This window comes from Streptomyces sp. AC558_RSS880 (assembly GCF_019049255.1).
Classification (GTDB): domain Bacteria; phylum Actinomycetota; class Actinomycetes; order Streptomycetales; family Streptomycetaceae; genus Streptomyces.
On record NZ_JAGMUJ010000130.1, the window covers coordinates 57745 to 79087 of the forward strand.

The 21343-nt window shown below is 72.3% G+C and carries 19 protein-coding genes; 11 read left to right on the forward strand and 8 right to left on the reverse strand.

Features of this window, described 5'->3' with window-relative positions; genetic code table 11:
• Positions 1–2 precede the first annotated feature (2 nt).
• On the reverse strand, positions 3–854 hold the full coding sequence (locus KUM38_RS29960; protein WP_217133912.1) for a PP2C family protein-serine/threonine phosphatase: 852 nt from the start codon (positions 852–854) through the stop codon (positions 3–5).
• A gap of 275 nt (positions 855–1129) precedes the next feature.
• Between KUM38_RS29960 and KUM38_RS29965 the strand changes: the two genes are divergently transcribed.
• Positions 1130–1375 carry a hypothetical protein gene (locus tag KUM38_RS29965; RefSeq protein WP_217133915.1) on the forward strand — a complete coding sequence of 82 codons (246 nt, stop codon included), beginning with the start codon at positions 1130–1132 and terminating at the stop codon, positions 1373–1375.
• A gap of 72 nt (positions 1376–1447) precedes the next feature.
• On the opposite strand, the gene KUM38_RS29970 is transcribed toward KUM38_RS29965, so the two are convergent.
• Positions 1448–2443, reverse strand: a complete 996-nt coding sequence (locus tag KUM38_RS29970) for an aldo/keto reductase (RefSeq protein WP_217133917.1) — start codon at positions 2441–2443, stop codon at positions 1448–1450.
• A 127-nt stretch (positions 2444–2570) separates the two neighbouring features.
• Between KUM38_RS29970 and KUM38_RS29975 the strand changes: the two genes are divergently transcribed.
• The 3 genes from KUM38_RS29975 (at position 2571) to KUM38_RS29985 (ending at position 4993) form a co-directional block, all read left to right on the forward strand.
• Positions 2571–3419, forward strand: a complete 849-nt coding sequence (locus tag KUM38_RS29975) for a helix-turn-helix transcriptional regulator (RefSeq protein ID WP_217133923.1) — start codon at positions 2571–2573, stop codon at positions 3417–3419.
• A gap of 628 nt (positions 3420–4047) precedes the next feature.
• On the forward strand, positions 4048–4329 hold the full coding sequence (locus KUM38_RS29980; protein ID WP_217133924.1) for a hypothetical protein: 282 nt from the start codon (positions 4048–4050) through the stop codon (positions 4327–4329).
• A 22-nt stretch (positions 4330–4351) separates the two neighbouring features.
• Entirely contained in the window at positions 4352–4993 is a 642-nt protein-coding gene (locus tag KUM38_RS29985) for a TetR/AcrR family transcriptional regulator (RefSeq protein WP_217133926.1), read from the forward strand.
• Here KUM38_RS29985 and KUM38_RS29990 read toward each other — a convergent pair.
• Positions 4981–5589, reverse strand: a complete 609-nt coding sequence (locus KUM38_RS29990) for a DUF998 domain-containing protein (protein WP_217133930.1) — start codon at positions 5587–5589, stop codon at positions 4981–4983. The genes KUM38_RS29985 and KUM38_RS29990 overlap by 13 nt on opposite strands.
• A 114-nt stretch (positions 5590–5703) precedes the next feature.
• On the opposite strand from KUM38_RS29990, the gene KUM38_RS29995 reads away from it, so the two are divergent.
• Positions 5704–6534 (forward strand): alpha/beta fold hydrolase, encoded by an 831-nt coding sequence (locus tag KUM38_RS29995; RefSeq protein ID WP_217133934.1) that lies wholly within the window; start codon positions 5704–5706, stop codon positions 6532–6534.
• A gap of 62 nt (positions 6535–6596) precedes the next feature.
• Here KUM38_RS29995 and KUM38_RS30000 read toward each other — a convergent pair whose 3' ends face one another.
• The 5 genes from KUM38_RS30000 to KUM38_RS30020 form a co-directional block, all read right to left on the reverse strand.
• Positions 6597–7787: an MFS transporter gene (locus KUM38_RS30000; protein ID WP_217133935.1), complete on the reverse strand. Its 1191-nt coding sequence runs from the start codon at positions 7785–7787 to the stop codon at positions 6597–6599.
• Between the two features lie 55 nt (positions 7788–7842).
• A complete protein-coding gene (locus KUM38_RS30005) occupies positions 7843–8787 on the reverse strand; it encodes a carbohydrate ABC transporter permease (RefSeq protein WP_217133937.1) in 945 nt (314 codons plus the stop codon).
• A gap of 1 nt (position 8788) precedes the next feature.
• A complete protein-coding gene (locus KUM38_RS30010) occupies positions 8789–9721 on the reverse strand; it encodes a carbohydrate ABC transporter permease (protein WP_217133938.1) in 933 nt (310 codons plus the stop codon).
• Positions 9722–9743: 22 nt separating this feature from the next.
• The gene (locus KUM38_RS30015) at positions 9744–11114 is read right to left on the reverse strand and encodes an extracellular solute-binding protein (protein WP_374227108.1); all 1371 of its coding nucleotides are present in this window, start codon (positions 11112–11114) and stop codon (positions 9744–9746) included.
• Between the two features lie 109 nt (positions 11115–11223).
• Positions 11224–13050 carry a glycoside hydrolase family 2 protein gene (locus KUM38_RS30020; protein ID WP_217133940.1) on the reverse strand — a complete coding sequence of 609 codons (1827 nt, stop codon included), beginning with the start codon at positions 13048–13050 and terminating at the stop codon, positions 11224–11226.
• 177 nt (positions 13051–13227) lie between these two features.
• Between KUM38_RS30020 and KUM38_RS30025 the strand changes: the two genes are divergently transcribed.
• From KUM38_RS30025 to KUM38_RS30050, 6 genes are all read left to right on the forward strand, one after another.
• Entirely contained in the window at positions 13228–14241 is a 1014-nt protein-coding gene (locus tag KUM38_RS30025; RefSeq protein WP_217133942.1) for a LacI family DNA-binding transcriptional regulator, read from the forward strand.
• Positions 14242–14538: 297 nt separating this feature from the next.
• Positions 14539–15570: a LacI family DNA-binding transcriptional regulator gene (locus KUM38_RS30030; protein ID WP_217133944.1), complete on the forward strand. Its 1032-nt coding sequence runs from the start codon at positions 14539–14541 to the stop codon at positions 15568–15570.
• A gap of 959 nt (positions 15571–16529) precedes the next feature.
• Entirely contained in the window at positions 16530–17627 is a 1098-nt protein-coding gene (locus tag KUM38_RS30035) for an ABC transporter substrate-binding protein (RefSeq protein ID WP_217133946.1), read from the forward strand.
• Positions 17628–17695: 68 nt separating this feature from the next.
• Positions 17696–19255, forward strand: coding sequence for a sugar ABC transporter ATP-binding protein (locus tag KUM38_RS30040; protein ID WP_217133948.1), 1560 nt, complete (start codon positions 17696–17698; stop codon positions 19253–19255).
• Entirely contained in the window at positions 19248–20210 is a 963-nt protein-coding gene (locus tag KUM38_RS30045) for an ABC transporter permease (RefSeq protein ID WP_217133950.1), read from the forward strand. Before KUM38_RS30040 ends, KUM38_RS30045 begins: the two co-directional genes overlap by 8 nt.
• Entirely contained in the window at positions 20207–21244 is a 1038-nt protein-coding gene (locus KUM38_RS30050) for an ABC transporter permease (RefSeq protein WP_217133952.1), read from the forward strand. Before KUM38_RS30045 ends, KUM38_RS30050 begins: the two co-directional genes overlap by 4 nt.
• Positions 21245–21343: the final 99 nt, after the last annotated feature.

Here is a 21343-nt window from a genome sequence, read left to right on the forward strand (position 1 = left end):
CCCTACGGGCCGGAGGTGTCGCGCCGGACGGCGAGGATCGCCCGGTCGTCCGCCGGGGGGCCGTCGGCCCACCGCTTCACATCGGCCAGCACCGCGCCGGCCGCGGTGTGCGCGGCGGGGAAGGGGGCCAGACGCGGCAGGTGCCGCTGGGGGTCGTAGAAGTCGCCGGTGCGGTTGCGGGCCTCGGTGACACCGTCCGTGACCATGATCAGAACCGAGCCCCGCTCGAAGGCCACCTCGGTGACGGCCGGGCGGCCGCGGTACAGGTGCCCCAGGCCGAGGGGCAGCCCCGGCTCCGTGTCGCCCACCGTGCCCGTGTCGATGCCGCGGACCAGGTAGGGAGGGGGGTGTCCGAGATTGAGCAGGCGCATCGCGTGGGTGTCCGCGGGGAACTCGAGCAGGAGCGCCGTGGCGAAGACGGTCTCGAGCACGTCGGCCTCGCGGCCGGGCGCCTCACGCTCCAGAGCGGTGTCCAGTCGCCGGGCGAGGGCGGCGAGGTCGGGAGCCCGTTCCGCCGCCTCCCGGAACGCGCCCAGGAGGACGGACACGGTGGAGACGGCGTCCAGGCCCTTGCCGCGGACGTCGCCGAGCAGTACGCGCGTCCCGAAGCGGGTGACCCGGACCGCGTACAGGTCCCCGCCCAGCCGCGCCTCGCCGTGGGCTGCCTCGTAGCGGGCCGCCAGTTCGAGATCGCCGATACGTCGCGGCGGGGACGGGAGCAGCGTCCGCTGGACCCTCTCGACCACGGCGCGGGCCGCCTCCAGCCGGTCCGTCTGCCGTGCGAGACGCCGTCTGGCGTAGAGCGCCACCGCTCCCGCCGGCACCATGTCGAAGATCCGCTCCGCGTCGCTCATGCGTGAGGTCCTACTCCGTGTGATGGCGGGCAGTGCGGGGCACTGTCCGCCGGACGGTGAGGTGGGTCGCCACCACATGCTTCGGCCACGGCCGGTACTCCAGGAAGGGGTTGTCTGTTTCCCAGCTCCACAGGAAACGGGAAACCCCTCTTGACGTGCGCCGTTCCGGGCGCGGCGACGACGCGCGGCACATACTTCGGGTATGCGTTCGATCACACGGTGATACATCCGGAGCGGTCCGCCGTGCGGACACCGGCGGAAGGACGGGGGTGACGATGACCGGCTGGGACGTCCCGGGCCGGGCCCCGAAGGCGACGCTCCGCGGGCACACCGGGCGGGTCCAGGACGCCGTGTTCGACGGCGACGACACCCTGCACACGGTCAGCCGGGACGGCACCTGGCGTACCTGGGGCCTGGACCCGCACCGGGTGGCGGCACATGTCTGCGGGCGGATCCCGCCGCCGGCCCGGGCGTACTGGGAACGCATCGCTCCCGGCACGCCGTACCGCGACGGCTGCTGACGTCAGGTTGTTCGGGCGGGAGCAGACCGGCGGGGTCGGTCGCGTCCGACGGACCCCGCCGTACAGCCGGGCTCAGTTGCCCACGCCGAGGGAGGCCATGAACGCGGCCGGGTAGCGGTCGCCGCGGGCCGCGCCCGGCGGCACCGCCTTCTCGATCTCGGCGAGGTCGTCCGCGGTGAGGGCGAGGTCCAGCGCGGGCAGCGCCTCGGTCAGCCGCTCGCGGGTGCGGGGGCCGACCAGCGGCACGATGTCCTCGCCCTGTGCGGCGACCCAGGCGATGGCCAGCTGGGCGACGGTGCACCCCTTCGCGGCGGCGACCTTGCGCAGGGCCTCCACGAGAGCGAGGTTGTGTTCCACGTTGCCGCTGGAGAACCGGGGGCTGAGCGCCCTGTGGTCGCCGGTGCCGGCGCCCCGGCCGGCGGTCCAGTGCCCGGAGATGAGGCCGCGGCCGAGGACGCCGTACGCGGTCAGGCCGATGCCGAGCTCCCGCAGCGTGGGCAGGACCTCCGCCTCGACCGCGCGGGAGATCAGCGAGTACTCGATCTGCAGGTCGGTGACGGGGTGCACGGCGTGCGCCCGGCGGATCGTCGCCGCGTCGACCTCCGAGAGGCCGAGATGCCGTACGTACCCGGCGTCGATCAGCTCCTTGATCGCGCCCACGGTCTCCTCGATCGGCACCGCCGGGTCCAGCCGCGCGGGACGGTAGATGTCGATGTGGTCGGTGCCCAGCCGGGTCAGCGAGTAGGCGAGGAAGTTCTTCACCGCCTCGGGACGGCCGTCGTACCCGCCCATGGCCGGGGTCGGTCCGCTCAGCATGCCGAACTTGACGCTCAGCCGGTAGCCGTCCCGGTCGCGGCCGCGCAGGGCCTCGGCGAGCAGCAGTTCGTTGTGGCCCATGGCGTAGAAGTCGCCCGTGTCGATCAGCGTGACACCGGCCTCCAGCGCGGCGTGCACGGTGGCGATGCTCTCCGTGCGGTCGGCCGCGCCGTAGGCACCCGACATGCTCATCGCGCCCAGGCCCAGCGCGGAGACGGTCGGACCATTGCTGCCCAGAGTGCGTGTCTGCATCGTGTTCTCCTTCGTGGTCGATCCGTCACCCACCTTGCGCCGGTGCCGGTGCCACCGGGAGCGGAGCGTTCATCATGGGAGAGCCGCTCCCTGGATCGGCGGGTACGCCGCGAGGGACCATGAGGTCATGCAACGTGAGGAACTCGCCGACTTCCTGCGCCGCCGCCGCGAGGCGATCCGCCCGGCCGACGTCGGCATCACCGACGGGCCCCGCCGCCGCACCGCCGGTCTGCGCCGGGAGGAGGTCGCGATGCTGGCGGGCATGTCGGTCGACTACGTCGTACGCCTCGAACAGGGCCGCAGCAGTCAGCCCTCGACGCAGCTGCTCGTCGCGCTGGCCCGTGCGCTGCGCCTGTCCGACGACGAGCGCGACCACCTGTTCCATCTGGCCGGTCACCGGCCCCCGCCCGCCGACGGGGTGGCCCGCCTGGCCCGGGCGGGTCTGGTGCGCATGCTCGACCTGCTCGGCGACACGCCGGCCCTGGTGATGTCCGACCTGGGGGAAGTGCTGGCGCAGAACCGGGCGTCCGTTCTGCTGACGGGCGACCTCACCGGCTTCTCCGGCGACCGCCGCTACATCGTCTACCGCTGGTTCACCGAACCGGCCGCGCGCGCCGTCGGCCCGGCCGAGGAAGAGGAGTACTACTCCCGTCAGCTCGTGGCCGATCTGCGCGCGGTCGCCGGGCGCCGGGCCGGCGACCCCACGGTCACCGGACTCGTCGAACGGCTGCGGGCCGCGAGCGAGCGCTTCCGCCGACTCTGGGCGGAGCACGAGGTGGCGGTCCGGCGCGCCGACCGCAAGACGTTCCTGCACCCGCGGGTGGGCCGCCTGCTGATGGACTGCGAGACCCTGGTCACCCCCGATCAGCGACAGCAACTGCTGGTGCTCACACCGGCGGACGCCGAGACCCGCGAGCGGCTGGAGCTGCTGCGCGTACTCGGCAGCGAGGAGTTCCCCACGGGCACGCCCCGCTGAAGCGGCCGGCACACCCCCCGGCCCGGGGCACGGAACAACACGGTTGGGGCCCGCCGCGGTCGCCGGGGAGGACGCCGCGCATGTTCTCGCGCGGAAACCGCCGGCCCGCCTCCCCGGACCTGTCCGAGGCCTGGGAACGTCTCGACGCGGACGACGTTCCCGGCACGCTGCGCCGACTGTGGCAGGCCGGCAGGGCCTCTCGATCAGGTCGCCCTCGTCGCCGGGCGGACCGCCCGGACGGCCGGGTTCGACGACCTCCGTAAGGCGGCCGCGGCGCCGACCGCGCGCCCCGGACGGGCCCGCACGATGTCCCCGTAGGGGTACGGCGCCGGAACGGCCGGCCGGTACGCCTGGATCCAGGACGCCCACGGCCAGTGTCCGCTCGGCCTGCTGCGGCTGCGGTCGGTGCTCGCCGCCGGCGGCGTACGACCGCGCTCGGTGTCGCCGCTGCCGGACCGCGGAAGCAGGATCCCGGGCCTGGCCGACGCCGGGGTGCTGGACCTTCCGGCTGAGCCCTACGAGGCCGGCCGGCAGGACACCGTCGTCATCGCCCACGACCTCGGCGCGACCGCCGACGAGGAGGAGGGCCCGCGTACGGGAGCAGCTCCGGCACCGGGCGCCGGGACAGGTGCTGCACGAACACGCCTGCTGCTGGACCGACCCGCCGGCCGCCACGGCCGACAGTGTCACGCTGCTCCACCAGTCGGCCGTGGCCCCGGGGGCCGCCGGCCTCCGGCGGGGCGCCGACGGAGGCGTGGAGCCCGGGGAGCCGGACGGGCGGCCGGAGGCGGAGATCGCCGCGGAGACCGTGGGCGCCGACCCGGCGCCGGACGAGGGCGACGGGCGGACGCCCGCGGATCCGGTCGTGACCGTGACACCCAACATGACCGCCCGGTCACCTTGTTGGTAGGGTCCCACCGGGAGGAGGCACCATGGTCGAGAGGGCGGCCCCGCAGAGCCCGCGGGCGGACATGGTCCGCAACCGGCACCTGCTGCTCACGGCGGCGACGGAGGCGTTCGCCGAGGGCGGAGTGGACGTGCCGATGGGCGAGATCGCCCAGCGCGCCGGTGTCGCCAAGGGCACGGTGTTCCGGCACTTCCCGTCGAAGGACGAACTGCTCGCGGCGATCGCGCTCCGGCTGCTCGGCCGGCTCGTCGGCACGGCGGAGCGCCTGCTGGAGGCCGACGACGCGGGTGAGGCGCTGCGGGAGTTCATGACGGCCGGCGTGCAGGCACTCGCCGCCGACCGCGCCTTCCGCGAGGTGATCGGGCGGCCGTCGTCGCAGCGTCCCGAGGTGCGCGACGAGATCGCCCGCCTCGGCGGCGTCGTCGAGGCCCTCACCACTCGGGCACGCGAACAGGGCACCGTCCGTGACGACATCACGGGAACGGACATCGTGCTGCTGCTCGGCGGCATCCACCAGACGGCGGCGCCCGTGCTGGATCAGCAGCCGCAGGCCTGGCGCCGCTATCTCGCACTCGCCTTCGACGGCCTGTTCACCGTCGACGCCCGCACACTGCCGCACCGGCCGCCCACCGGCCCGCACCTCACCGACCCCCGTCAGTCCGCCTGAACCGCGGGCCGCCCGTCGTCCCCGACATGACGGAGGCAGGAGATGACGACCACGAAGGGCCACAGGGACTGAAGGGCCGTCACCACACGTTCCGCGACACCGGCCACGCCCTGGCGGTGCATCTCGACGAGGAACCACACGGCGCCGACGACCATCAAGGCGGTCGCCACGGCCGAGGCCGCCGGCCGCAGCGCCCATGGAGCGGCACCGTCACCGGTGGCCAGCAGTGGCCACAGGGCCAGCAGCGCGAATCCGACCGCGGCCACCGAACCGTGGCGCAGGGACCCCCCGCTGCTCGGCGCCGGCAGCAGCGCCACCACCAGCGCCGCCACTCCCCCGCCGGCCAGCGCCACGCGTCCGGCCGTCGCCGCCGCCCGCAGCCCCCAGGCGGTGAGCAGATGGCAGGCGCCCAGCGCCAGCAGCGCGGCGGTCATCACCCAGGACCCCGCGGCTCCGTAGGCCGCCAGGACGCTGATCGTCTGAGTGGCGGGGTCGTAGGCGGGCCCCTCCAGCGACGCCGCGATCGTCCAGCCCCCGATCAGCAGGACGGGCGCACACCCCGAGGAGAAGAGGACCCATCTGGGAACAAGCGGCATCGAAACACCATAAGGCGCACCTAACCGTCCCTCGGCGGACATTCAGGAGGTGAGGCGCGCCCGGCCGGCGCGTAAGGTGAGTGCCGTCGATCCGGATCACGCGGAGGGATCACCATGGGCACGGTCACCACCCCCGACGGCACGACCATCTTCTACAAGGACTGGGGTCCGCGCGACGGACAGCCGATCGTCTTCCACCACGGCTGGCCGCTCAGCGCCGACGACTGGGACAACCAGATGCTGTTCTTCCTGTCCCGGGGCTACCGCGTGATCGCTCACGACCGGCGTGGTCACGGCCGCTCCAGTCAGACCTCGACCGGCCACGAGATGGACACCTACGCCGCGGACGTGGCGGTGCTGACCGGCGCCCTCGATCTCCGGGGGGCCGTACACATCGGGCACTCGACCGGCGGCGGAGAGGTCGCGCGGTACGTCGCGCGGGCCGAGCCGGGCCGGGTCGCCAAGGCGGTGCTGGTGGGCGCGGTACCCCCGGTCATGGTCAAGTCCGAGAGCAATCCCGGCGGTCTGCCGATCGACGTCTTCGACGGGTTCCGCGCGGCCCTGGCCGCCAACCGCGCGCAGTTCTACATCGACGTGCCGTCGGGTCCGTTCTACGGATTCAACCGGCCCGGCGCGGAGGTCTCCCAGGGCCTGATCGACAACTGGTGGCGGCAGGGCATGATGGGGGCGGCCAACGCCCACTACGAGTGCATCAAGGCGTTCTCGGAGACCGACTTCACCGAGGACCTGAAGAAGATCGGCGTCCCGGTCCTCGTCGCGCACGGCACCGACGACCAGGTCGTTCCCTACGAGGACTCCGCGCCGTTGACGGTCGAGCTGCTCAAGAACGGCACTCTGAAGACCTACGAGGGGTACCCCCACGGCATGCTGTCGACCCATCCGGACGTCCTCAACCGCGACATCCTGGAATTCATCGAGTCGTAGTACGGCCGGGTCACCCGGACGGCGCCGGAAGCACCTCCGCCGGCCAGGCGCCCAGCCGGTGTTCAGGCCCCCGCCGGCACCGGCCGGCGCAGGAGGTATCCGGCCGCCGCCACGACGAGGGCTCCCATGCAGGCGATGAACACCAGTCCCGCGCCCTCCAGGCCCATCGGGCCGGTCAGCAGCCCCACCCCGATGACCGGCACCGAGATGCCCGTGTACGCCACCACGAACAGGCTCGAGATCACCGCCGCGCGCCGGTCCGCCGGGGACGCGCCGCCCACCGCGGTCAGCGCCCCGCGGAAGGCGAGCCCCTGGCCGAAGCCCCCGGTGATCGCGCTCAGCACCACCAGCGTCAGCTGGTCCCATCGCAACGCGGCGGCGAGCAGCGCCAGCCCGGTGAGGAGCCCGGCGCAGCCCAGCGGCAGTGACCGGACCGGGCCGGCCCGGCCGGCGGCCAGCTGACCTCCGGTCGAGGAGAAGAAGGCCAGCGCCACGACCAGCCCGCTCACGGCGTGGTCGGTCACGTCCAGGGACTGCGCGAGGAAGGCCGGGCTGACGGAGGTGAACACCCCGAACAATGCGAAACCCACGAACGAGGCGGTCGCCGCCGGACCGAACACCGGCCGCACCTGCGGCGGCACTCCGGGCCGCTGCGGCCGTACGGTGTGCAGCGGGCGGCGTGGCCGCACGGTCTCCGGAAGCCACAACAGGACGGCGACCGATCCGGCCACCAGGGCGAGGTGCACGGCGAACGGCAGGTACAGCGGCCGGGGCGCGTACTCGGCGAGGAGGCCGGCGAGCAGCGGACCGCAGCCGAGTCCGCCCATGTTGACGGCGGTGGCGACGAACGTGGCCCGGGCCTCTCCGCCCCGCGGTGCCGACTCCATGACGTACGCCGTGGCGGCCCCGGTGAACAGTCCGGCGGAGAGCCCCGACAGCAGCCGTCCGGCGTACAGCCAGACCAGGCCGGTGGCGCACAGGAAGCAGACGGCGCTCGCGGCCGCGCAGCCCAGACCCCACAGCAGCACGGGGCGTCTGCCCACGGCGTCCGAGGCGTTGCCCGCCAGCAGCAGCACCCCGACGACCGCGAAGGCGTACACCGCGTACACGACGGTGACCGTCAGCTCGGAGAAGCCGAACTTCTGCTGGTACAGGGGGTAGAGCGGGGTCGGCAGCGTGGTGCCGGTCATGCACACCGCGAACACCGCGCCGCCGAGCAGACACACCCGCCATCCACGGGGATCACCGGCCATGCGCCGACGCTAACGCCTCACACGGCCGCGGCCGCCTCCGGCACGCCACCGGGTGTCACTGGCCGCCCAGGCCGGTCGTGGCCACCGACTTCACGATGTGCCGCTGGAAGAAGACGAACACCAGCACGAGGGGCAGCGCGGCCAGCACCGAGGACGCCATGGTCTGGGCGTAGTTGACGCCGTAGGCGTCCTTCACCGCGGTGATGCCGACCGGCAGGGTCATCAGTGCCGGGTCGGACGTCGACACGAACGGCCACATGAAGTTGTTCCACGCGCCGATGAAGACGAAGATCGACACCGCGGCGAGCATGGGGCGGGACAGCGGCAGCATCACCGACCAGAAGATCCGCGCGTGGCCCGCGCCGTCGATGCGGGCGGCCTCCTCCAGCTCGCGCGGGATGGTGTCGAAGTGCTTCTTCAGGATGAAGACCATCACCGGCGCGACGGTCTGCGGCAGGATCACCGCCGCATAGGTGTCGACGAGGTCCAGGGTCAGCATCTGCTGGAACCACGGCACGATCAGCAGCTGCGGCGGCACGAGGATCGAGGCCATGGTGACGGAGAACAGCCAGCGCCGGCCGCGGAACAGCGTGCGGGAGAAGGCGTAGCCGGCCATCGCCGACACGGCCACGGTGATGACGGTGACGGCCGCGGCGATGAAGAAACTGTTCAGCATCCACAGCGGCAGATCGCCGCGCTCGATCACGGTGCGGAACGCGTCCAGGGTGAAGCCGCCCCGCGGCAGGATCCAGTCCACCGGATCGCTGGCGTCCTGCTCGGACTTGAACGCCGTGAGCACCGCCCAGGCCATCGGCAGCAGCCAGATCAGCGCCATCACCGCGAGCGCCGCCAGGGCCAGGGTGCGGGACAGCCGGCTCGCGCCGAGGGTGAGGTTGGGGCCGCGCTGCGCAGTCGGCCGGTTGCGTTGGGCCCGGCGCGCGGCGGGGAGCGGGGAGACCGTGCGGCGCGCGGGCCGTGTGGGGACGTCGATGGAGGTCATGTCACTTCTCCCTGCGGCGAAGGGCGACGAACTGCACGGCGGAGGCGAGGATGATGAGGGCGAAGAAGACGTAGCTGATGGCGGAGGCGTAGCCGAGGCGGTAGCCGGTGAAGCCCATGTCGTAGAGGTATTCGACGACGGGGCGGGTGGAGCCGTTCGGGCCGCCCTTGGTGAGCAGGTACACCTGGTCGAAGACCTTCAGCGACGCAAGGATCTGGAGGACCGTGACCACGCCGGTGATGCGCCGCAGCTGGGGCAGTGTCACATGCCACAGCCGCCGCCAGGCGCCGGCTCCGTCCAGGGCGGCCGCCTCGTACAGGTGGTCGGGCACGGCTTGCAGCGCCGCGAGGAACAGCAGGAAGTTGAAGCCCACGGTCCACCACAGGGTGGCGATCACGATGGCGTACAGGGCGACGGACTCGTCGCTCAGCCAGGCGTAGCCGTCCAGCCCGACCGCCTGGAGCAGGTGGTTGTACAGGCCGAGGTCCGGCTGGTAGAGCCAGCCCCACAGCAGGCCGATCACGCCGACCGGCAGCAGGTACGGGGCGAAGAACGCGAGCCGCCACACCCACTGGCCGGGCAGTCCGGTGTGCACCAGGAGGGCCATGGCGAGGGCGACGACCACCAGGGGCACGGTGGAGACGACGGTGAACCACACGGTGTGCCACATCGTGCGCCACATCTCGGCGTCGCCGAGGGCCTCCGCGTAGTTGTCCAGTCCGATGAAGGACGCGTCGCGGGCGGCGAGCGAGGTGTCGGTGAGGCTCATCCAGACGCCCTGCACCAGCGGCCAGAGCATGAAGAGGACGAACAGGACGAGGAACGGCAGGGCGAAGAGGAGCCCCGGGGAGAGGGCGCGGCGCAGGGTCGCGCCGAGTCCCTCCGCGGGGTGGGCGGCCTTGGGACGGCCGCGGGAAGCGAGTTCGGTGGACATCTGCTGCCTCCTTCGCGGCGGCTCAGGCCGGGCTGGGCTTGGAGAGGGCGGTGTTGATCCGCTCGACCATGGCGCGGGCGGCCCGGTCGGGTGCCAGGCCGTCGAGCATGGACTGCTGGAGCACCTGCGACATGGAGTTCTGGAAGTCGGATCCGGCTCCGGCGAACCAGACGGCCGGGTCGAGCACCACATGGTCGGCCGCCGCCGCGTAGCGCGCCTGCGGTTCCAGCCGTGCGTAGGCCTCGGTACGCGTCACCGGCTGGTACGCCGGGATGTGACCGGCCTTCGCCCAGGTCTGTCCGGCCTTGAGGATGGCGGCCACCGCCTGGTGGGTGCGCCTGCGGTGCGCCTCGTCGGGGTCGGGGCGGCGCGGCAGCACGAAGGAGTGGGAGTCGGCGTAGACCGCGGGGGTGCCGAACACCGTGGGGAAGGGCGCCGCCCCGAGCTTCGGGTCGGCGGCCCGGAAGGTGCCGAGTTCCCACTCGCCGGAGAGGATCATCGCGGTCTGCCCGTTGGTGAAGTTGGCGAGGGCCGCGGGGTAGTCGAGCCGGCGCGGGTTGGCGCGTCCGTCGACCAGTTTCCGCATGAAGGCGATGACCTCGGTCATCGCGTCGAGGTTCGCCGTGACGGTGCCGCCGACGGGCAGGTCGAAGTCGTTCCCGGTCTGCCGGTAGAGGCCGTAGAACAACCGCCAGCCCTGTGCCGTGTCGTTGACGTAGCCGAAGGAGATCCCCTGCTTGCCGGAGGCCCTGGCCAGTTCCCGGCCCGCCTCGAGGAACCGCTCGGGGCCGGCGAAGGCGTCCTGGTCGAGGCTTCCGTCGCCGGTCAGCAGCCCGGCCTTGCGGACGGGGTCGGGGTGGTAGAAGACGATGAAGGGGTGGGTGTCCAGCGGTATGGCGAACGTCCGGCCCCGGTACTGGGTGCGGTCCCACACCGCTGCGGCGAAGTCCTCCTCGGTGACGCCGAATTCGGCCAGCAGGTCGGTGTCCCAGGGGTCGAGCAGTCCCAGGGGCGCGTACCCGGCCAGGCGCGACATGTGGGAGACGGCGACGTCCGGGCCGCGCCCGCCGGCCGAGGCCATGGCGAGCTTGGTGTAGTAGGGCGTGCCCCATTCCAGCACGGTCCGCTCGACGCGGGTGCCGGACATGTCGGAGCGGGCGGTGCCGATGAGTTCGTCGAGCAGGGCGCCGTCGGCGCCGCTGAACAGATCCCACATGCGCACGGTGCGCGGATCCGCCGAGGCCGCGGCGGAACCGCAGCCGGCGAGGGCCCCGCCGCCGAGGAGTACGGCGGCGGAGGCCAGGGAGGCGCGCAGGATTCCTCGTCGGGACGGCGCGGCACGCTTGCCTTCCGACCCGGCGGAGGCGGCCCTTGGGCCAGGCAGGTCGACCATGGCACTACCTTTCTCTACATCGATGTACATCGCCGGCGGACGCCGCGGAGGACGTGCCGTGGGGGCCGGGATCCGGTTCCGGTCGTCCGCCGGGCCGGGACCGGGTCGGTCAGCGGGCGGATTCGCAGGCGGCCGTGCGCTGTTGGGCGCGGCGCAGTACGGCGGTGTCGAACTTCTCGCCGCGGTCGAAGCCGTAGACGCCGTTGCGCTCCTGGAAGACGTCGGTGAGCTGCGTGTAGCAGTAGCCGAACATGTCCGGGTCGTCGAGCAGGACGTCCACCAGGCCGGTGAAGCGGGCCAGGAACTCCTCGGCGGTGCGCGGCCGTTCGCCGTATCCCCAGGACGTTCCCCGCTCGTCGCCGGCCGCGGTCGCGGCGACGGCCGCGTCCCACCAGATGCCGCCGAACTCGCTGCAGAAGTAGGGCTGTCCGCGGTAGGGCACGGACCAGTCGCGGCCGTCGGGGGCGGTGTTGACGTACGGGCGGTCCTCGGCGAGTCCGGCCATGGTCCTGGCGAAGACCTCCGGGTCCTGCTCGTAGCAGTGCGAGTCGTAGACGTCGGTCTCGGGCACGCGGTGGGCGTAGCCGGAGGCGTCGATCACCGGGCGGCTGGGGTCGGCCTGCTTGGTGGCCAGGAACATCGCCCGGGTCACGCCGTCGAGCTGGGTGATCCGGTCGTGCAGGTTCTGGTACGTCTCGTTCAGCGGGCACCAGCCGATGATCGAGGGGTGCGAGTGGTCGCGTTCCAGGGCTTCGAGCCACTGGGCGACGTAACTGGCGTCGGGGCGCTGGTTGTCGTCGCGTACGCCGACCTCGCAGCCCCAGTCGCCGAACTCGCCCCACACCAGGTAGCCGAGGCGGTCGGCGTGGTAGAGGTAGCGCTCCTCGAACACCTTCTGGTGCAGCCGGGCCCCGTTGAAGCCGGCCTTCAGGCCGAGTTCGATGTCGCGCACGAGGTCGGCGTCGGTGGGGGCGGTCATCAGCCCGTCCGGGTAGTACCCCTGGTCGAGCACCAGCCGCTGGAACACCGGCTCGCCGTTGAGCAGGACCCGCTTGCCGCGGATGGCGACCGACCGCAGTCCGGCGTACGACGTCGCCTCGTCGACCACCCCGCCGTCGGCGTCGAGGAGCTGGAGGCGCAGGTCGTACAGGTGCGGGTCGGCCGGCGACCAGGTGCGCAGCCGGTCCTCGGGCACGGTCAGCACCAGCCTGGGGCACAGGTCGAGGTCGGCGCGGGCGGAGGCGGACACGACCTCGCCGTGCTCGTCCGTGAGGACCGCGCGCACCCGGTGGCCCGGCAGGTTCCCGGTGACCGGGAGGTCGACGTGGAAGGAGCCCGAGCCCAGGTCCGGGGTGATCCGCGGGCGCTTGAGGCGGACCGCGGCCGGCACCGGTTCGAGCCACACCGTCTGCCAGATCCCGGTGGTGCGGGTGTAGTGGCAGTGGGTGTTGGCGTACCAGGTGGCCTGCTTGCCGCGGGCCTGCAGGCCGTGCCGGGTGTCGCGGGCGCGGACCACGATCACGGCCTCCTCGCCGGGCGCGGCCGCCCCGCGCAGTTCCGCGGTGAAAGGGGTGAAGCCGCCGCGGTGGCGGGCCACCTCGGTGCCGTTGACCCAGACGGTGGCGTCGTGGTCCACCGCTCCGAAGTGCAGCAGCACGTCGGAGCCGGACCACTCGGCCGGGATCGTCACCGTGCGCCGGTACCAGACGGCCTCCATGAAGTCCGTGTCGCCGATGCCCGACAGTTCCGACTCCGGGCAGAAGGGCACGAGGATCTCGCCCTCGAGGTCGCGGTCGCGCAGTCCGCGCTCCAGTCCGCTGTCCCCGCGGTCCGTCTCGAACTGCCAGCGGCCGTTGAGGTTCAGCCATGCCTCGCGGACGAACTGGGGCCGGGGGTACTCCGGACGCGGGACGTCCGGGGGCAGGGGCGTGCTCATGCTGCTCCTCATCAGTGCAGGTGCGCTACGTACGGGGGTCATGCGACCATACGATTACATCGATGTAAATGGCGGCGACGGAAAGTTTTCGACACGACGGTTCACCCCACCCGCGACCGGACCCGCCGGAGCTGCGGTTACGATCCCCCAGGCAGCGGGAGGGGCGAGAAGGGAAGCATGGGCAGGCCCAGGATCAAGGACGTCGCGGAGTACGCCGGCGTCTCGGCGAAGACGGTGTCGAACGTCCTCAACGACTACGAGCACGTCTCCGAGCGGACCCGGGCCGCGGTGCGGGAGGCCATCGACGCCCTCGGCTACCGGGTCAACATCGCCGGACGGCAACTGCGCCGGGGCCGTACGGGCATGATCGCGCTGGCCGTGCCGGACCTGGACGTCGCCTACTTCGCCGAGCTGGCCCGGCACGTCATGGCGGAGACCGAACGCCGGGGCAGCACCACGCTGCTGGTCGAGACCGGCGGACGGCACGAGAAGGAACTGGCCGCGGTGCGCGGGTTCGACGCCCAGTTCACCGACGGCGTCATCCTCTCGCCGCTCGCCCTGCTCCCCCGCGACCTGGCCGATCGCGACACCCGGCTGCCGCTGGTGCTGCTGGGCGAGTGCAACCTGCCCGGCAGCGCGGACCATGTGGCGATCGACAACGTGACGGCGGCGCGCGAGGCGACCGAGCACCTGCTGTCGCGGGGCCGCCGGCGCATCGCGGTGATCGGCGGTGATCTGCACGGGGCGCGGAACACCAGCCGGCTGCGCACGGTCGGCCACCAGGAGGCCCTGGCCGCGGCCGGGGTGGCGCTGCCGGACGAACTGGTCCTTCCGGTACCCGCGTTCCGCTGGGCCGACGGGGCCGCCGCCGCCCGCGCGCTGATGCGGTTGCCGGAGCGGCCGGACGCGATGCTCTGCCTCAACGACCACTTGGCGCTCGGGGCGGTGCGGGCGCTCCACGAGGACGGCTGGTCGGTGCCCGGGGACCTCGACGTGGTCGGGTTCGACGACATCGAGGCCACCCGGTTCAGCATCCCCACCATCACCACGGTCGCCCCGGACAAGCGCGGCATCGCGCGGCGGGCGGTGGAGCTGCTGCTGGACCGTATCGACGCGGGCGGATCCGGCGGGCCGGCGGTCGACGAGACGGCGGGGCACCGGCTGATCGTGCGGGAGAGCACGGGAGGATGAGGGCCGGGCCGCTCGGGCCGTGCGCGCCACCGCGTTCGCGGGCCACGACGGTGGACGGCGACCGGCTCGCGGGACGACACTTCCCGTGACGGCACCGTCGCCGGCGCCCGGTGGCCCTCCGGCCCGGCGAGGCCTGTGGGGCCGTTCTCGACACGTCCCCGTTCACGCCTTGTCAGTGTCACGGAACGGCATGTATAACGTTGTAAAACTTGAGCCCAGCGGCTCGGCGCACGGCTCGTGGTGACGGCGCGCATCCGCACCGACCGACCGGGGCGGGCCGCTCACGAAGGGATTGCCGTGCGGGTCAGCCTCAAGGACGTCGCCGCGCACGCGGGGGTCTCCATCAAGACCGTCTCCAACGTGGTGAACAACTACCAGCACGTCACCCCGGCCATGCGCGAGCGTGTCCAGCGGTCCATCGACGCGCTCGGCTACCGGCCCAACCTCGCCGCCAGGCATCTGCGGAAAGGGCGTACGGGCATCATCGCACTCGCCCTGCCCGAACTCGGGAACCCCTACTTCGCCGAGCTGGCCGCCTCCGTCATCGACGCCGCGTCCGAGCACGACTACATCGTCCTGCTCGACCACACCGGGGGCATGCGCGAACAGGAACTGCTGGTGAGCCAGGGCTTCCGGGCCCGGGTCATCGACGGACTCATCCTCAGCCCCATCGAGCTGGAGACCGAGGACCTGCGCGACCGCGCCCAGGACGTGCCGCTGGTGCTGCTCGGGGAGCGGGACTACGACCTGCCGTACGACCACATCGCCATCGACAACGTGGCCGCGGCCCGCGCCGCCGTCCGGCACCTGATCGGTCTGGGGCGCCGGGAGGTGGCGTTCATCGGGGCCCGGCGCGGCCGCAGCGAGCCGGCGCAACTGCGCGTGCGCGGCTGGCGCGAGGAGCTCGGCGCGGCCGGACTGCCGGCCGACGAAGGGCTCGTCGCCGCCACCGACGGCTGGGGACACGCCGACGGGGCGCTGGCCATGAACCACATCCTCGACAGCGGACGGCGGCCCGACGCGGTGTTCGCCTACAACGACCCGATGGCGATCGGGGCGATGCGGGTGCTGCACGAACGGGGGCTGCGGGTACCGGAGGACATCGCCGTCGTCGGCTTCGACGACGTGATCGAGGGACGCTTCGGGGCGGTGACCCTCACGTCCGTGTCGCCGGACAAGGCCGCCATCGGCCGGCTGGCGGTGGAGTCGGTGCTCGCCCGCCTCAACGACCGGGCACCGGAACCGCGCCGGATCTGGGCGGACTATCGACTCGCCGAGCGGGAGAGCACGCTGGGGCGGACCGCGGCCGGGAAGGCGACGGACATCTGACGTACCGGGCGTGCCGCGTCCGGGCACGTCACGGGCGGTGCCCGCGACTTCGGAACGGGCCCGCGCCGGGGGCACCGCCGCGTGTGCCTGCGGGTCGGCAGTACTCGCGACACGCCTGCGGCAGTGCCGTCGGGGGCGGCCGACACGCCGAAGCCCTTGAGCGGGGGCGCCCTCCGACACACCGACCACCGGGCGGAAACACCGCGACGGCGCTCACGGAGGCGGGGCCGGCCCGCGCTCGAACGCGCCTGCGGTGCCGCACACCGGATCGGCCGGGGCCGGGCCGAGTGAGCGCGTCGGCACGCGACACGCGTGCGGAACCGGCGCGCGGCCTTCCGTGTCCATGAGCGCCCGACACGCCGGGAGTCGGCAGGCCTGTGGCTGCTGGATGCTCTCGGTGGGACGGGAGGGGTTTCACGAAGCCCGGCACCACGGGGTACCTCCCAGACCCTTGAAACACCGGGAGGAGGAGCACGACGGCCCGTGGTCGACGGCAGTGGGCGGACACCACCATGCGCCTTTGTCGCCCCCGTGAGTGCTCAAGTCGGCGACCGGTGGCGCGAGTTCCGCGGATCGGGTCCGCCCCGGACCGCCGGGGCCGGGGCCCGGCCTCCGCCGGCACACGCGCCGTGTGCCGGCGGGGCTTCGTGTGCGCGGGACCGGAGCCCGGTCCCCCCGCGCACACGCCGTACGCCGGCGGCGATCCGCGGTGTGCGGGCAAGGCGCAGGGCAAGCGCTTGCCCTGCCGGACGGCGGCCCGGGCGGCGCCGGAACGGGCCGTCGCCTCCCCGCTCCGTTCGCTTCGCACCTTGTGCACAGGGGGTTTACAGCCCCCTTCCAACGATGTAAAACCTCCTTGCGGCGCACCGGACGCCGCTTCGCACAGGGGGAGCAGCTCCACATCTGCGCGTCCTTCGGCTCCCCAGTTCCCTTTCAGCGTCACCCGGATCGGGGTCACCATGCAGCGCACCACTCACCGTTCCCTCCTCCTCGCCCGTCCCGTGGTCGTGGCCTTGGCCGCCGCCGTGGCCCTGACCGCCACCTCCTGCGCCAAGTCGGAGGACGACGCGTCGGACAGCAAGAAGTCCACGGAGGCCGCCGCCGACGCCGGCCAGAAGGTCGTCACACCGAAGCCGGGCAGCAAGACCTGCACCATCGACGCCTACGGCGGCGAGAAGATCGACCTGAAGGACGCCACGATCGGCTTCTCCCAGTCGGAGAAGGAGGCCAACCCGTTCCGCATCGCGGAGACGCAGTCCATCAAGGACGAGGCCGCCAAGAGAGGCGTCAAGCTGCTCACCGCCAACGCCCAGTCGCAGTTCTCCAAGCAGATCAGTGACGTCCAGGACCTCCTCGCCAAGGGCGCCGACCTGCTGGTGATCGCCCCGCTCAACTCCGACGGCTGGGACCCGGTCCTGCAGGCCGCCGCGGCGAAGAAGGTCCCGATCGTCACCATCGACCGCAAGATCAACGCCACGGCCTGCAAGGACTACGTCTCCTTCATCGCCTCGGACTTCGTCGAGCAGGGCCGCCGTGCCGCCGACCAGATGATCGAGGCCACCGGCGGCAAGGGCGAGGTCGCCATCCTGCTGGGCTCGGCCGGGAACAACGTCACCACCGAGCGCACCCAGGGCTTCAAGGAGCGCGTCGCCGAGAAGGCCCCCGATCTGAAGGTCGTCTTCGAGCAGACCGGTGACTTCACCCGTGAGAAGGGCCAGCAGGTCACCGAGCAGCTCATCCAGTCCAAGCCCGGCATCAAGGGCATCTACGCGGAGAACGACGAGATGGGCCTGGGCGCGGTGGCCGCGCTCAAGGGCGCCGGCAAGAAGGCCGGCGCCATCAAGATCGTCACGGTCGACGGCACGCGCAACGCCGTCCAGGGCGTCGTCGACGGCTGGATCAGCGGCGTCATCGAGTCCAACCCGAGGTTCGGCCCGCTGGCGTTCCAGACGCTGGACACCTTCACCCAGGGCAAGGAAGTCCCCCAGGACATCGTGATCCAGGACAGCGCCTACGACGCCGACAACGCCGAGCAGGACCTCGGCAAGGCCTACTGATCCCGCTCCGGGGCCCGGCCCGCCCGGGCCCTCGTCCGTCCGTCACCACTTTCTTCCTGGAGGCACAGGTGGCTCCCCCCGCCGAAGTCCTCGCCGTCCGCGGACTGAGCAAGTCCTTCCCCGGCGTCCGGGCCCTGGACGACGTGGACCTGACCCTGCACCCCGGTGAGGTCCACGCCCTGATCGGCGAGAACGGCGCCGGCAAGTCGACCCTCATCAAACTCCTCACCGGGGTCTACCGGCCCGACGCCGGTGACATCGTTTTCCAGGGCCGTGAAGTCTCCTTCGCCACGCCGCTGGAGGCCCAGAAGGCCGGGATCTCGACCATCTACCAGGAGGTCAACCTCATCCCGCTGCTGAGCGTGGCCCGCAACCTCTTCCTGGGCCGCGAGCCGCGCAGCCGTTTCGGCCTGCTGGACTTCGCCCGCATGAACCGGGAGGCCGAACAGGCTTTGCGCGCCTACGGCGTCCGGGTGGACGTCCGCCGGCCGCTGCGGACCCTCGGTGTCGGCGCGCAGCAGATGGTCGCCCTGGCCCGTGCCGTGGCGAGCGAGGCCCGGATCGTCATCATGGACGAGCCGACCTCGTCCCTGGAACCGCGGGAGGTCGAGACGCTGTTCTCGGTCATCCGCCGGCTGCGCGACGAGGGCATCGCCGTCGTCTACGTCAGCCACCGCCTCGACGAGCTGTACGCCGTGTGCGACACGGTCACCGTGCTGCGCGACGGCCGTCGCGTGCACCACGGACGCCTCGCCGACCTCGACCGGCTCTCCCTGGTCTCCACCATGCTGGGCCGGGAGCTGGGCGAGGTCCGCCAGGAGGGCCTGACGAAGTTCACCGGCGACCACCACGCCACCGACAGCCGACCGGTGCTGGAGGCCCGCGAACTGACGGTCCCGCACAAGCTGCACGACGTGTCCCTGAGCATCCGTCCCGGCGAGGTCGTCGGTCTCGGCGGGCTGCTCGGCTCCGGACGCACCGAGACCGCGAAGGCCATCTCCGGTGCGCTGTCCACCAGTTCGGGCAGTGTGGTGGTGGCCGGGGTCCCGCTGCGCGGCGGCTCCACCCCCGCCGCCATCCGGGCGGGCATCAGCCTGCTGCCCGAGGACCGCAAGAGCGAGGGCATCGTGCCCGGCCTGTCGGTCCGCGAGAACATCTCGCTGGCCGTCCTGCCCCGGCTCTCCCGCTTCGGCCTGGTCTCCGAGGCACGCGTCGACAGCATCGTGGACACCTTCGTCGAGCGGCTGCGCATCAAGGCGTCCTCGCCGCAGCAGAAGGTCGGCGAACTCTCCGGCGGCAACCAGCAGAAGGTGCTGCTCGCCCGCTGGCTGGCGATGAACCCCAAGGTCCTGCTCCTGGACGAGCCCACCCGGGGCATCGACGTCGGGGCCAAGGCCGAGGTGCAGAAACTCGTGGACGAACTGGCCGCGGACGGCCTGGGCGTCCTGCTCATCTCCTCCGACCTGGAGGAACTGATCGAAGGGTCCGACCGCGTGGTCGTACTGAAGGACGGTGCGGTCGTCGGCGAGCTGACCGGCGACGAGGTCACCGAGGACAAGCTGATGCGGACCATCGCCGGGCACGCCCCGGACCGGGACGCGGTCGAGGAGGCGGCCACCGATGGCTGAAGCCACCCTCAGGACCGTCCCGCTGGACAGGGCCCGCGTCCTGCAGTGGCTGCAGACGTACGGCGTCTACGCCGGCGTGGCGCTGCTGCTCGTCGTCAACATCGTCATCACCCCGCACTTCCTGTCCGCGGAGAACTTCCGCACCCAGGCCGTGCAGGTCGCCCCCGTCATCATCGTCGCGCTCGGCATGGCCCTGGTCATCGGCACCGAGGGCGTCGACCTCTCGGTCGGCGCGGTGATGGCCCTGGCGGCCTCGGTGACGGCCCTCTACCTCGGCTACGGTCTGGTGCCGGCGCTGCTCGTGGTGGCGGTGTTCGCCGCGGGCGTCGGACTGGCCAACGGGGCGCTGGTCGCGCTCGTCGGGGTGCAGCCGATCGTGGCGACACTGGCGCTCATGGTCGGCGGCCGGGGCCTCGCCCTGGTGCTGCTCCCCCAGCTGGAGGACCTGCGCAACCCGTCGCTGGCCTCCCTGGGGTCGGGCGACGTGCTGGGCGTCCCGTATCTGATCCTGATCGCCGCCGTCCTGGCACTGCTGGTGGCCTTCGTCGTCCGCCGCACCACCTTCGGACGGCAGCTCCTCGCCATCGGCGACAGCCGTCCCGCGGCGCAGCTCGCCGGGCTGCCGGTACGGCGCGTGCTGATCATCGTGTACGTCGTCTGCGCGCTGCTCGCCGCCGTGGCGGGCGTCCTGGCCACCGCGCGGCTGCAGGCCAGCGACCCGACGTCGCTGGGCAATCTGATGGAGCTGTCCGCCATCACCGCCGTCGTGGTCGGCGGGACACCGCTGACCGGCGGCCGGGTGAACATCGCCGGCACCGTGGCGGGAGCCGTCCTCATCCAGCTGCTCACCGCCACCCTCATCAAGCACGATCTGCCGCCCTCCTGGACCCAGATCGCGCAGGCCATAGTGATCGTCGCCGCGGTCTACGCGGCACGGGGACGGGGGAAGCGATGACCGCCACGAAGACGGACGCCCCGCCGGCCGCGGCCGGCGACGAGAAGCCGGCGGCGGCCGGCGGGCCCGTGGGCCCCGCGCGCTCCGAGCGGGTGAGCGCGCTGGTCCAGCAGCACGGCGCGCTGGCGGTGCTGGTGGTGGTCTCCCTGGTGGCGTCGTTCAGCTTCGACTCCTTCGCCACCGGGGACAACGTCAGCAACATGGCGACGAGTTCGGCGTTCCTGGCGATCGTCGCGCTCGGCATGACCTTCGTGATCATCACCGGGGGCATCGACCTGTCGGTCGGCTCGCTGTTCGCGCTGGGCGGGGTCCTGGCGGCCTGGGGTTCGCGGCACGGCACCCTGGTGGCCCTGCTGCTGCCGCTGGTGGTGTGCGGGGCGATCGGTGTCGTCAACGGGCTGCTGGTGGCCCGCTCCCGGCTGGCGCCGTTCATCGTCACCCTGGCGGCCATGCTCGGTGCGCGCGGCCTGATGCTGGCGCTCACCGACGAGGGCGCCGACACGTACCTGATCGGCAAGGGCTCGTTCCTGGCCGAGCTCGGTCAGGGCACCACCTTCGGTCTCGGCAATCCCGTGTGGATCACGCTGGCGCTGTTCGTCGCCGGGGCCGTCGTCCTGCGCCGCACGCGGTTCGGGCAGCACGTGTACGCGGTCGGCGGCAACGAGGACGCGGCGGCGCTGATGGGCGCCCCGGTGGCCCGCACCAAGATCCTCGTCTACACCCTGTCCGGGGTGCTGGCGGGACTGGCCGGCGCGCTCAACGCGGCCTGGCTCGCCTCCGGGGTGACCATTCTCGGCAACGGCATGGAGCTGGAGGCCATCTCCGCCGTCGTCATCGGCGGCACCCTGCTCACCGGCGGGCTCGGCTACGTCAGCGGCTCGCTGGTCGGTGTGCTGCTGCTCAAGGTGATCCAGAACGTGATCAACCAGATCGGCTCCCTGGACTCCTCCTACCAGCAGGTCGTCAGCGGCGCCTTCCTGGCCGTCGTCGTCATCGCCCAGACCTGGCTGGGCCGCAGACGGCAGCTGATATGAGGCCCCGGACTCGGCGGCGGGCCGCTGAAGGCTCCCGCCGCCGCGTCCGGCAACCGGCGGCCGGTCACGCTCCACCGCGCGACCGGCCGCTTCCGCACG

Coding starts and splice junctions, on each gene's coding strand:
- KUM38_RS29970 (WP_217133917.1), bottom strand. CDS start 2,443: ATGCAGACACGCACTCTGGGCAGCAATGGTCCGACCGTCTCCGCGCTG.
- KUM38_RS30050 (WP_217133952.1), top strand. CDS start 20,207: ATGACCGCCACGAAGACGGACGCCCCGCCGGCCGCGGCCGGCGACGAG.
- KUM38_RS29995 (WP_217133934.1), top strand. CDS start 5,704: ATGGGCACGGTCACCACCCCCGACGGCACGACCATCTTCTACAAGGAC.
- KUM38_RS30005 (WP_217133937.1), bottom strand. CDS start 8,787: ATGACCTCCATCGACGTCCCCACACGGCCCGCGCGCCGCACGGTCTCC.
- KUM38_RS30015 (WP_374227108.1), bottom strand. CDS start 11,114: ATGGTCGACCTGCCTGGCCCAAGGGCCGCCTCCGCCGGGTCGGAAGGC.
- KUM38_RS30010 (WP_217133938.1), bottom strand. CDS start 9,721: ATGTCCACCGAACTCGCTTCCCGCGGCCGTCCCAAGGCCGCCCACCCC.
- KUM38_RS29960 (WP_217133912.1), bottom strand. CDS start 854: ATGAGCGACGCGGAGCGGATCTTCGACATGGTGCCGGCGGGAGCGGTG.
- KUM38_RS29985 (WP_217133926.1), top strand. CDS start 4,352: ATGGTCGAGAGGGCGGCCCCGCAGAGCCCGCGGGCGGACATGGTCCGC.
- KUM38_RS29990 (WP_217133930.1), bottom strand. CDS start 5,589: ATGCCGCTTGTTCCCAGATGGGTCCTCTTCTCCTCGGGGTGTGCGCCC.
- KUM38_RS30000 (WP_217133935.1), bottom strand. CDS start 7,787: ATGGCCGGTGATCCCCGTGGATGGCGGGTGTGTCTGCTCGGCGGCGCG.
- KUM38_RS30025 (WP_217133942.1), top strand. CDS start 13,228: ATGGGCAGGCCCAGGATCAAGGACGTCGCGGAGTACGCCGGCGTCTCG.
- KUM38_RS29965 (WP_217133915.1), top strand. CDS start 1,130: ATGACCGGCTGGGACGTCCCGGGCCGGGCCCCGAAGGCGACGCTCCGC.
- KUM38_RS30035 (WP_217133946.1), top strand. CDS start 16,530: ATGCAGCGCACCACTCACCGTTCCCTCCTCCTCGCCCGTCCCGTGGTC.
- KUM38_RS30020 (WP_217133940.1), bottom strand. CDS start 13,050: ATGAGCACGCCCCTGCCCCCGGACGTCCCGCGTCCGGAGTACCCCCGG.
- KUM38_RS29975 (WP_217133923.1), top strand. CDS start 2,571: ATGCAACGTGAGGAACTCGCCGACTTCCTGCGCCGCCGCCGCGAGGCG.
- KUM38_RS30045 (WP_217133950.1), top strand. CDS start 19,248: ATGGCTGAAGCCACCCTCAGGACCGTCCCGCTGGACAGGGCCCGCGTC.